This is a genomic window from Segatella intestinalis, from assembly GCF_029348455.1.
Taxonomy (GTDB): Bacteria; Bacteroidota; Bacteroidia; order Bacteroidales; family Bacteroidaceae; genus Prevotella.
On the sequence record NZ_JARJVV010000021.1, the window covers coordinates 1 to 10840 of the forward strand.

Annotated in this window: 11 protein-coding genes; 4 read left to right on the forward strand and 7 right to left on the reverse strand. The window is 47.2% G+C overall.

Going from position 1 to position 10840, the window contains the following annotated elements:
• Window positions 1–350: 350 nt before the first annotated feature.
• The 3 genes from P3T48_RS12765 to P3T48_RS12775 form a co-directional block, all read right to left on the reverse strand.
• Entirely contained in the window at window positions 351–785 is a 435-nt protein-coding gene (locus P3T48_RS12765) for an N-acetylmuramoyl-L-alanine amidase (protein ID WP_276506920.1), read from the reverse strand.
• A 43-nt stretch (window positions 786–828) separates the two neighbouring features.
• Complete coding sequence (locus P3T48_RS12770; RefSeq protein WP_158462255.1) at window positions 829–927, reverse strand: smalltalk protein; 99 nt, start codon at window positions 925–927, stop codon at window positions 829–831.
• Between the two features lie 78 nt (window positions 928–1005).
• Window positions 1006–1548 (reverse strand): HU family DNA-binding protein, encoded by a 543-nt coding sequence (locus tag P3T48_RS12775; protein ID WP_276506921.1) that lies wholly within the window; start codon window positions 1546–1548, stop codon window positions 1006–1008.
• A 970-nt stretch (window positions 1549–2518) separates the two neighbouring features.
• Between P3T48_RS12775 and P3T48_RS12780 the strand changes: the two genes are divergently transcribed.
• Both P3T48_RS12780 and P3T48_RS14435 read left to right on the forward strand, forming a co-directional pair.
• Entirely contained in the window at window positions 2519–2731 is a 213-nt protein-coding gene (locus P3T48_RS12780) for a hypothetical protein (RefSeq protein WP_276506922.1), read from the forward strand.
• 2 nt (window positions 2732–2733) lie between these two features.
• Window positions 2734–2901 (forward strand): type II toxin-antitoxin system YafQ family toxin, encoded by a 168-nt coding sequence (locus P3T48_RS14435; protein ID WP_367614985.1) that lies wholly within the window; start codon window positions 2734–2736, stop codon window positions 2899–2901.
• Window positions 2902–3325: 424 nt separating this feature from the next.
• Here the strand turns inward: P3T48_RS14435 and P3T48_RS12785 are convergent, their stop codons facing one another.
• A complete protein-coding gene (locus P3T48_RS12785) occupies window positions 3326–3535 on the reverse strand; it encodes a DUF4248 domain-containing protein (RefSeq protein WP_276506923.1) in 210 nt (69 codons plus the stop codon).
• Between the two features lie 361 nt (window positions 3536–3896).
• Here P3T48_RS12785 and P3T48_RS12790 point away from each other — a divergent pair, with 361 nt between their 5' ends.
• On the forward strand, window positions 3897–4106 hold the full coding sequence (locus P3T48_RS12790) for a hypothetical protein (protein ID WP_276506924.1): 210 nt from the start codon (window positions 3897–3899) through the stop codon (window positions 4104–4106).
• 445 nt (window positions 4107–4551) lie between these two features.
• Here the strand turns inward: P3T48_RS12790 and P3T48_RS12795 are convergent, their stop codons facing one another.
• The gene (locus P3T48_RS12795) at window positions 4552–6822 is read right to left on the reverse strand and encodes a VapE domain-containing protein (protein WP_276506925.1); all 2271 of its coding nucleotides are present in this window, start codon (window positions 6820–6822) and stop codon (window positions 4552–4554) included.
• A gap of 43 nt (window positions 6823–6865) precedes the next feature.
• Window positions 6866–7342, reverse strand: a complete 477-nt coding sequence (locus tag P3T48_RS12800) for a hypothetical protein (RefSeq protein ID WP_276506926.1) — start codon at window positions 7340–7342, stop codon at window positions 6866–6868.
• Window positions 7343–8115: 773 nt separating this feature from the next.
• Here P3T48_RS12800 and P3T48_RS12805 point away from each other — a divergent pair.
• The gene (locus P3T48_RS12805) at window positions 8116–9285 is read left to right on the forward strand and encodes an ATP-binding protein (protein ID WP_276506927.1); all 1170 of its coding nucleotides are present in this window, start codon (window positions 8116–8118) and stop codon (window positions 9283–9285) included.
• A 134-nt stretch (window positions 9286–9419) separates the two neighbouring features.
• On the opposite strand, the gene P3T48_RS12810 is transcribed toward P3T48_RS12805, so the two are convergent.
• Entirely contained in the window at window positions 9420–10760 is a 1341-nt protein-coding gene (locus P3T48_RS12810; RefSeq protein ID WP_276506928.1) for an ATP-binding protein, read from the reverse strand.
• Window positions 10761–10840 lie beyond the last annotated feature (80 nt).

Here is a 10840-nt window from a genome sequence, read left to right on the forward strand (position 1 = left end):
TTTATTGTACTTATCTATTTTCCTGCAAAGTTAACAATAATTTGCAGATATAAAGATTTTTACCTCTTTATTTTTCCAAGTGCAAATATAATAGAAGGGGCAGAAGCTCTTAGCCCAGGGCATCGCCCTGGGTATGAGGTCAGTCAGCAATGCGCCCTGTAAGGGCAAAAGCTTTAAAATACACATAATAAAAATGGTAAATCAGTTGCGGTATGTAAAGCTTTTGCCCTTACAGGGCGCCAGGTTTGCGACCATAAAAAACCCAGGGCGATGCCCTGGGCTAAGAGCTTTTGGGCCTTCAGCCCGTACTTAAACCACTTGCGAAACTTGAGTAAGGGAGTTAAGGAGTTTCAGATGTGGAAATGGATCTCCTTGAGCCATTTGCGGGTGTCGAAACAGGGACAGGCCTTGCGGACGCCGGGGAGGTCGCAGTGACCGAGGATCTCGGCATCGGGGAAGTCGACGCAGAGGCTGCGGAGCAATTCTTCCATGGTGATCTTCTGAGCTTCGGTGCGGGTGTCGGCAGGACGACCCTTGGCATCGAGTCCGCCTTCGTAGCAGATGCCTATGCTGTTCTTGTTGAAGTGGAGGGCGTGGGCGCCTACTTCGTTCTCGGGTCGGCAGGGGTAGAGGGTGCCGTCGCGGGTGATGTAGTAGTGATAGCCGATGCTGCTATAGCCACGGGCTTTATGGCAGGCTTCGAGCTGCTCGATGGTGAAACTCTGGGTGACTCTCGTCGCGCTGCAATGCAGCACGATGAGAGAGATGTTACGGTGATTTTGCATAGTCGTTAGATTTTTTTGGTTAACAAACGATGAGGTGGTTCGTCTACATTCTGCCGCAGCTGGTGACGCAGAAGGCGCCGGCAATGGCGGTGAGAACGGTGATGACGAAGTTGATGATGTTTTTTAATGTTTCTTTTTTCATAATGGTTTAATTTTTTTAATGGTTAATGTTTTTTCGAGGAGAATTTTCAGGAGTTAAGGGAGTTAAGGAGTTAAGACATTACTCTCCTTCGCCGCCGGTATTCTCGCCGCCTGAAGGGTTGCTGCCTGTGCCTCCTGATGGGTTGCTGCCTGAGCCGCCGGATGGGGTAGTGGTGCCTCCGCCTGTGGTGCCGCCAGGCTTCGTGGTGGAAGAGGTGACGAGGATGTCGGCTGCATCCTTGAGGGTGGCGTCGAGGTCAAGACGGCTGTTGGTGAGCTTGCCTGTGGCACGGGCACGGAGCTTGACACCCTCTATGTTCTTTGCCACGGTGAAGGATTCCTTCGTGTCGGCTCCCTTCTTGGGTCGGATGCCAATGGAGAATATGGCGAGGTCGTCGATCTTCACGGAGTAGCCGCTGAGGACGAGTTCCTTGACGCACTTCACCATGTCGGTGAGGATGCCGCGTACGGCTCCTGCCGAGAAGGGTGTGTTGTGGCTCGACATGTGCTCGGCGAGTTGGTCGATGCTGATGGTTGCGGTGACTGCAGGACGGGCATAGTACTTGCCGTACGTTCCTGGAAACTTTTTGTTGTTGTTTTTTACTAACTTGTAGAGAATCATAGTTCTTTTAGATTTTGGTTAATGTATTACTTGAGTGCACTAAGTTCATTCTCTCTGAATGACAATGCAAAGATACGATGATTTTATTTGGCAATGATGCCAAATAAAACATGTCATGAGAAATGGTGCCAAATGATGCGAAATGATGCTTTTTGATTGCATCATTTCGCAATTGATTGTAAAGGGGATTTCTCTTAACTCACCTGGATTTCCTTAGTATTAATGAATTCTTTTCTAAAATCACCCCGTCCCTCTTTACCATTAAAGAGGGCTCCACCTCTTTCCCCAAGCCCCTTTCCCCTCAGGGGACAGGGGATGTGCCAACCGCCCTACTCGGTGCTCAAACCGCTTCGCTATAAGGTTGGCGGACCATCAGAGGTCTCGCCAGCAGCGGAGCTGCATTTTGCGGTATGCGACCGCATGGATACAAATCGCTTACGGGCTGCTTGGTGCTTGCTCGAAGCTTTTTCGAAAACCTACCTGGATTTCCTTAACATTAATGAGTTTTTTTCGAAAACCCACCAGTCCTCCCTTACCCTTAAGGGAGGGTCCACCTCTCATCTCGGTCTTCTCCCCTCAGGGAAGAAGAGGAAACCGCTCCTCCTCGTCGCTCGTAACCATTTCATTCTATGGTTGGCGGACCATCAGAGGTCTTCGCCAGCAGCGGAGCTGCGGTTTTTTGTGCGGGGATAAACCCGCTTTCACTCAAGGATTTGCTTAGGGGTTGCATGGTAGATGCTTAGGGGCTGCATGGTTGATGCTTAGGGGCAGCCTGGTTGATGCTTAGGGGCAGCCTGGTAGATGCTTAGGGACTGTTTGGTAGATGCTTAGGGGCTGTTTGATGATGCTATGACAATACAAAACCTCCTGAAAATCTCCCCATTTGCAAAAGTGGAGTAAAAAAATGCAGAGATTCTTTGCTTTTTCAGAAAAGAAATCGTATTTTTGCAGCAATAAAAAAGATTTTATTATGGATGTAACAATACAATCGGTCAATTTACAACTTCCGAGTTCAGACATTCAGTTTTTGAAGGAATTGGCTAACAGGATGGGATGGAAAACCAGTACTGTAAACTCTGAAACTTCCAATACAGAGTTGGACAAGGCCATTCTTGATGTTAAGAAGGGAAACGTGAAAAACTTCGACACATTAGAGGAAATGATGAACTATTTAGAAGCTTAAAAATGTATAAGTTACAACTCTCTGGAAGATTTAAGAAATCGTACAAGAAGTGTATCAAACGAGGATATGACAAGTCTTTGTTTGAGGAAGTTGTGACTATTTTAATGAAAGGAGAACAATTACCTGCAAAATACAAAAATCACCCTTTGCATGGCAATTATGAAGGTTGAATAGCATATATGAATTTGGCAAAGCTGCATAAGTAATTCACTCAAGTTTCATATGTTCAGAAGTTAAAGGAGTTAAGACAACAGCCCCTAAGCGATTCGTGTCCATGCGGTCGCATACCGCAAACCGCAGCTCTACTGCTGGCGAAGACCTCTGATGGTCCGCCAACCTTATAGCGAAGCGGTTTGAGCACCGAGTAGGGCGGTTGGCACATCCCCTGTCCCCTGAGGGGAAAGGGGCTTGGGGAAAGCGGTGGACCCTCCCTTAAGGGTAAGGGAGGACTGGTGGGTTTTCGAAAAAAAATTACGGTAATGTATGACTGGTGGTTTTTTAGAAAAAATCCTTATGGCAAGGGAAGAAAGACGGGAGTAGTTTCGGACAGTTCTTTGCAAAGAGCTGTAGCAGCATGAGCTGCTACAGCATGCTTCAGGGTTCATCAAGGTACTGAAAGATGAGATCTACTTGCTGACGGCTGTAGAAATGAGAGTTCTTCCCTACGTTGCACCGTTGCAGTGCGACGTAGAGTTCGGGGATGTTCTTGATCCAACGTGAAAGTCGGTTGACTGCGACCTTGGGGGTCGAATGGGGGAAGTAGAGCAGAGCGAGCTCTGCTTTTTCGTATAGTCTGAGTTGCATTTTTATTAATGGTTTTTGTTTATTTTTTTGGGAGGTAAAGGAGATGTTCAGGAGTTAAAGGAGTTAAGGGAGATGTTCAGGAGTTAAGGGAGTTAAGGGAGTTAAGACAACAGCCTTATTGTTTGTATATTTAGCTGTAAAGCATATGGCTTTAACTTCTTAAACTTCCCTATTTGCGAAAGTTGAGTTAGATGAATTTTAAAGCTTTTGCCCTTTACCTTTCCGCTATGCGCCGGTGACCGTTGGTTCAGGGCGCCTTGCCGATTGCTATTATACCCAGGGCGATGCCCTGGGCTAAGAGCTTCTGCCCCTTCAGGGCGTGCTGCTAAGGGCTTCTTGACCATCAGGGCGTGCTGCTTCTGTGAGTTTTTTTGACCTTCAGGGCGCTGCCGCTAAGGGCTTCTTGACCATCAGGGCGTGCTGCTTCTGTGAGCTTCTTGGCCATCAGGGCGAGCTGCTATGGGCTTCTGGGCTTTCGCAGCCCCTAAGCAATTCGTGTCCATGCGGTCGCATACCGCAAAATGCAGCTCTGCTGCTGGCGAAGACCTCTGATGGTCCGCCAACCTTATAGCGAAGCGGTTTGAGCACCGAGTAGGGCGGTTGGCACATCCCCTGTCCCCTGAGGGGAAAGGGGCTTGGGGAAAGCGGTGGAGCCTCCCTTAAGGGTAAGGGAGGACTGGTGGGTTTTCGAAAAATCCCTCATTAATGTTAAGGAAATCTAGGTGGATTTTCGAAAAAAACTCTTTATTGGTAAAGGGAGGACTGGTGGGTTTTCGAAAAAATCCCTCATTAATGGTAAAGAGGGACTGGTGGGTTTTCGAAAAAATCCACAGAGCGAAACCAGCATTCCTGGGAGCGAAAGCAGCGATCGTGTGAGCGAACCAGAGAATCCTGGGAGCGAACGTGGCGAACATCGCATTCGCTCCCACGAGCGCCAAAACCACACAGCAGGGGGAGCAGCACAGCAGAGAGCAGAGGAATCTCCGCTTCACCATCAGAGAGAAGCGGAGGGAGAATCACAATTCATCTTTGTTCTCAATGAAGCGGGAGTCGGCAGCAATGGTGACTCCCTCTTTCTCCACCACCCACCACCCATGGGAGTTGTTGCGCCGCGTCTTGCTGTACCCCAGGTGGGTCATCACGTCGCCCACGTTGCGGGTAGAGAAGGAGGGACGGAACACCGGGTTGCCGGCGATGTGTTCGAGGATCTCGGCACTCGTCACGAACTTCAGGTTGGGGGAGTGGATGTCGGAGTCGGGGTTGGGGACACGGTAGTATTTCTGGATCAGCTCCTCCATGTAGTTGTTCACGATGAAGAGGCGGTTGTGCACCTCCAGGTGACTGATGTCCTTCGGCGTGAGCCAGTACACCCAAGGCTCCTCCTCGCCATCGGATGCGGCAGAGAGCGTTTTCTCCTTCATCACCTTCTGTCCCAGCGCCAGGGCCTGGGCATAGAGATGGCGGTAGTCGATGGGTGTCTCGCGAGGACTCTGAATGCGTTCCACCTCCCATACGAGGTAGCGGCGTGTCTCTTGTTCGCTGATGATGTGGATGTTGTTGCTCGTGCCGCAGAGCGAGGCGTTGTGGAGCAACTGAGAGCTGTAGCGGGCATAGGGACGTCGCAGGGTGATGGTGGGCTTGGTGACGATGCTCTTGAAGGCGCTGAGGTTCTTGCCCATGGGCGTCTCAAACTCGTCGAGACAGATGAGAGCCTTGCTGGCACACAGCTCCAGGAAGTCCTTGTTGTTGTAGTCGGCGGTGGAGTCGTTGGCGTAATACTGGCGCAGCTCGGGAGGCAGCAGGTACTGGAAGAAGGAGGTCTTGTAGAGTCCGCCCTTGCCCACGAGGATGAGCACCATCTCGTTGACCACCCTCGGGGATACCCAACACGCCACCATGCCTACGATCCACTTGCGGAACATCTCGGTGAACTCCTGCTGGGTGTGGAAGTGGGTGGGGTAGTTCTTCACCACCACGCGCCGGCTCAGCTCACCGATGTAGTCGGGGTCGCCCTCCTTCCATTCGGGCAGGCTCTCGAGAAATTCGGTCAGTGGATTGTATCGTCTCACGAAGTCGCTGTTCAGCACGATGTCCAGCAGGTTGATGGGGATCTTCAGTCCGTCGAGATCCATCCACGAGAAGATGGAGTTTTCGATGGGGTCGTCGACGATGGTCCAGCGGAAGTAGCTGGTGTTCTGGATGTCGAGTCCTCGCATCTCGGTCTTGTCGGTGATGGTGTTTCGGCGCAGCTCGAGTCGGGTGCTGAGCCACTGCCTCACGTCTTTGACGTCGGGGGTGCGCTTGTATCGTTCGCCGGGGGCATAGAGGTGCCAGCAACCGAAGTTGGCGGGGTGCTTGTACATCCAGTCTACGATGCTCTTGATGCCGTCGTACTGGCTGCCATACTGCTGCAGCATCCAGTTGAGCAGCTGCTCCTTGTCGGCACCGTAGCTGTGGCAGAATCCTGCAAACCGCATGCAGTATTCGTGGTGGCTGCCGGGCTGAAACTGCACCCGCCAGTTCCTGGCATGGTCCTCCACCCGCTGTATGATGGCTTCGAAGGTGGGAGTGCCTCCCTTGGTGGCGTTGCTCTTGGCGCGGTTCTTCTCGGCATTTTTCCTGACGGCTTTGTCGGCTGCCTCCTCTTTCTCCTGTTCCTTCAGCACCACGTGTTGATAGAACCAGTTCACCTCGTCGGGGGTGAAGGTGAGGGGCTTGGAGTCCCAGCAGAAGTAGGCTTTCGCGTCGTGGGCGAGTCCGCAGAGCCTCACCATGTCCTTGCACTGTTGGTCGGCAGAGATGTGCAGCAGGTCGTCGTAGATGGAGATGGCTTTGTCGACGGCGAGATGGTGCAGTTCGGTGACGGTGAGGGTGCATCCCTTGGGCCGTTCGTAGCGTAGGAGGATGCGTAGTCCCTTTCCGCTGATGGTGCGATACACCACCATGGAGTAGGGCGACTTGGAGGCGAGCTCCACTTTCTCGTCGAGCACGATTCCTGCGACGTGGTCGTAGTCGAGCATGAGCCATCCCGTGGCGCATCCGAAGTCCTCGAGCTTTCGTCCTGTCCGCCTGAACTGGATGGAAGGGCAAATGGCGGGCAGTCTCCGCTTTTTGTTGCGTGCTTCATTTCTATCGATGTTTATTGCCTCTCGATAGCCTTTTGTGTCGTTTTCCAATGCCTTGTCATGGAGGATGAGTCTTTCCAGTTCTGTGGTACTGATGAGTGGACTGTGACAACTCGTGCGTAGCGAACGAAACAGCGATGGAAGATTGTTGGTTGTTTCCATTGTTTTGATTGTTTAAAAGTTTATGTGATTTTTAGGGGATTTATTATTTCGTATTCATTTCGTATTGGTACAGTATTTCGGCCTTGCGGTAGAGGGTGCCTTTTTTCTGCTCGTTGCTGAAAATGGCGAGAGCTTTTATAAGCTGTTCGTTGTCACAGAGCGTCATTTTTCTGTCAAACTTGGAATAGCTTTCATTGAATTCGTCAACCAGGCTCTTCACATGGTCGCGTTTCGAATGCTTTGTCCGTTCCTCCTCGTCTCTGTATTTCAGGATCCTGATAATACTTAGTCTGAGCCGATTTTGTAAGTCCTGCGAGTAAATCGCGTCATTAAGACGTTTCAAGGTATGACTGCTGAAATGACCTTCTTCCATTAAGTCCTGGTTGGTTATTTTGTATTTTTGTCTTTGCCTTGTGTAGAAGTCCTGCCATTTATGGTAATAATGGTAGATGCATCTCAGCATTTGCTTCTTCTCTTCGGACAGTGCCAGAACTTGTTCTATTTCTTCCTTTTTGGGCATTACTTTGTTGTTTATATTTCGATTGCAAAGTTCGACATTTTTTTTTGAATACTCGGTGCACCTCTATGACGTGCACTATTGTTAAATCCGTTAAGAAAATAAAGGTTTTTTATACACATTGGGAGGTGTTTTGCCATTCTGCCGTTTTGCCACCCAATTGGAACAATCCTTATAAATGTGGACAAAAATGCGGGCAAAACCCATCCGTTCCCCCTTATTATCAATACTTTATCTCACTTTTCTCGCGTTGTTTATATATAAATGTTGAAATGAATCGGCACGGCAGCAGTTTTGGTAGTAATAACTGTTCAAAAAGGGTAGTAAATTCTGTTTTTTCGCATTTTTGTAAAAGATGGATTTTAGCCTAAAAAGGTGAGGTGCCCATTTTTGCCCACCCCCGATTTGGGCCACAAAAAAAGCCTGTTTTTTGCCTCCGTTCCAATGTTTTGGGCATGGTGCCCATATGTTTTTTCATTTTCTTTTACATCGATTTTGTGTTTTTCTTCATGATTTTTGCATATTTTCCCATTTGTTTGTCAAATTTTCTGCTTGCCCAAACGCAAATTGGCAGATTTCGGGAGTAATTTGCTGTGTTTTCCGATGATCATCCCATGCAAATTTCGCCATAATATGCGTAAAAATCCCTCAATGAGGGATAAAAATGATTAAATTCATCCCTCATTGAGGGAACTTTTCTGAAGAATCCATCCCTCATTGAGGGATTATTTGTATCTTTGCTGCAGTTTTAAATGATATTCATCTAAAAGAAAGATATGATAGACAATAAACTATATGAATACATGGCGGAGCTGCTGAAACGTACTCCGCTTGATTTCATCAGATATAAATATGATGAAATCAACTGGAAAGGACGATTAATAGGTATTGTGGGGCCGAGAGGCGTTGGAAAATCCACCATGATACTACAGCGCATCAAGCTATCCAAGGAAGGCCATCACCTGTATGTGTCGGCCGATAATATCTATTTTTCAAATCATTCCTTGGTTGACTTCGCCGACGAGTTTATTAAGGAGGGTGGTACACATCTTTATATAGATGAAATTCACAAGTATGCCGGATGGAGCAATGAACTGAAGCAAATTTACGACATGCACCCATCCCTGAACCTTATCTTTACCGGTTCATCGGTATTGGACATCAAGAAGGGAGAAGCAGATCTGAGCCGCCGGGCACTGATGTATATGATGCAAGGCTTGTCGTTCAGGGAATACCTGCAACTTTTTGAAGGAATCAAGACCAGAGTTTTCAGTCTCGACGAAATACTCAATCAACAGGTAGAGATTCCGGGAGTGGAACATCCATTGCCAATTTTCAGAGCGTACCTCGACCATGGCTATTACCCATTTGCCATAGAGGGAGATTTTACGCAAAGAATGCTGCAGGTGATAGACCAGACGGTAGAAGTTGACATTCCGCAATATGCCGATATGAGAGCCTCAACAGCACGCAAGCTAAAGCGCATGCTCGTTATTCTTTCCGGGTTGGCTCCCTACAAGCCAAGCTTAGAGAACCTTGCCACAGAAATCGGGGTAAGCAAGAACAATGTTCCTGATTATCTGGTCTATCTGGAACGTGCAGGAATGATAGGTCTGCTCAGAGATGATACTTCGGGAATGCGCAATCTTGGAAAGGTAGAAAAAGTCTATGTCGATAACCCAAGCCTGATGTCTGTACTCAACCCTAATCCCAATATTGGAAACATAAGGGAAACTTTCTTCTACAATCAGATGAGAGAAAAACAGGATGTTATTTCCTCCAGGATTTCCGACTTTACCATTGGTGACTATACCTTTGAGATTGGCGGAAGGAAGAAAGGTAAGAAGCAGATAGAGGATGTAAAAAACGGACGTATCGTAAAAGACGATATCGAGACGGGGCATGGAATCATCATCCCTCTCTGGTACTTCGGAATGAATTATTAACTGAGTACACTTCAAGACAGTAAAAAACGTCATTTACTCAACTTTCGCATATAATAAAAGGTCTATACACCACTTTTCATCGTGGCATATAGACCTTTTTTCTGCGCTATCATCAATTTAAAAGTAATAAAAGCCTAAATTGGTTCAAACCTGAATATAGGTTTCTTTATCATTTCGGGTTGAAGATACATCAACATATAGATAGGGTAATAGAGAATCTTGCCTACGACCTGAACATTGCCATTTGAAAAAACTATGGCGCGAGGGATAGCATACTCCTCATTGTTCATCACATTAGAGAGTGCATTATGACGTTTATAATCCTTGCCCGACTTAATTTCTATCGGCAAAATCTTACCTCTGTCTTCTATTACAAAGTCCAGTTCCCCCTGCTTCTTATTATTGAAATAATAAAGATTGTATCCGTGAGCACGTAATTCTTGCGCTGCAAAATTCTCATAAATGGCTCCATTGTTGATTTCTGTTGTACCCGTAAGTAAGTCTATCGCTATGTTGGCAGCATACTGACTTGCCAACAACCCCACATCGTTCATGAACAACTTAAACAAATTGCGCTGTTCACCGAGTTTTAAAGGCAAACGAGGTTCTTCTACATTATAAGTTGGGAGTGCTACGCCGGCATCAGATAGCCATAAGAAAGAATTTCTGTAACGCCCAAACTTCGCCTTTTCATTTAATGCCTTCAAAATAAAACGCTTGTTCTTGGCATTCAGTTCTGAAGGTATTAAATCGAAAATATCTTTGATATACAGCTTGTTCTTCGGGTCATACTTGGCTATATCCTTTCCGTAGAGGTGCATGATTTCTCGTTGTGCCTCACGTACTATCTGTAAATTATTCGTATTAATATACTTTTGGACAGCCTCAGGCATTCCTCCTATGATGAGATAAAGATGAATGAGGTCATTCAGCTTATTATGCACAACCTCGTCCACTACCTTGCATTGCTCATAGCACTCCTTGACATGGGTCATTACTCCTGTGCTCATGCCTACTGCTTCTGCAAATTCCTCAAAATCGAGAGGAAACATCTCTTTCTCTGCCATATAGCCAACAGGTACACTGCGGATGTCCTTCAACTCTACCCCTAACAACGATCCACTCATCACATAGCGATAGCTACCGTCTTCTACCAAGAATTTGATGGCAGTAACTATCTCCGGACATTCCTGCACCTCATCAAAGAAAACAAGTGTATTACCTGGAGTAAGTTTCTTCTCTGCCAAGGCAGAAAGGCGCAAGAGGATTTCCTTAGCATCAGAAGGAGACTTAAATGCCTCCCTATACTTAGGATTATTGAGGAAATTGAACTCCACTACATCTGCAAAGCATTCCTCTCCAATTTTTCGGATTGCAAAAGTCTTACCTACCTGACGAGCACCTGAAATGAGAAGCGCTTTTTTTTCTGTTACGAAGAAATTGCGTAAATAGCTGTATATCTTTCTGTTAAGCATATATGTATTACTTTTTCTAACCATATTTTATAGGTTTACGGAACTTTTCCAACCTATTTTAGACTGAAAAAGGAGCTTTT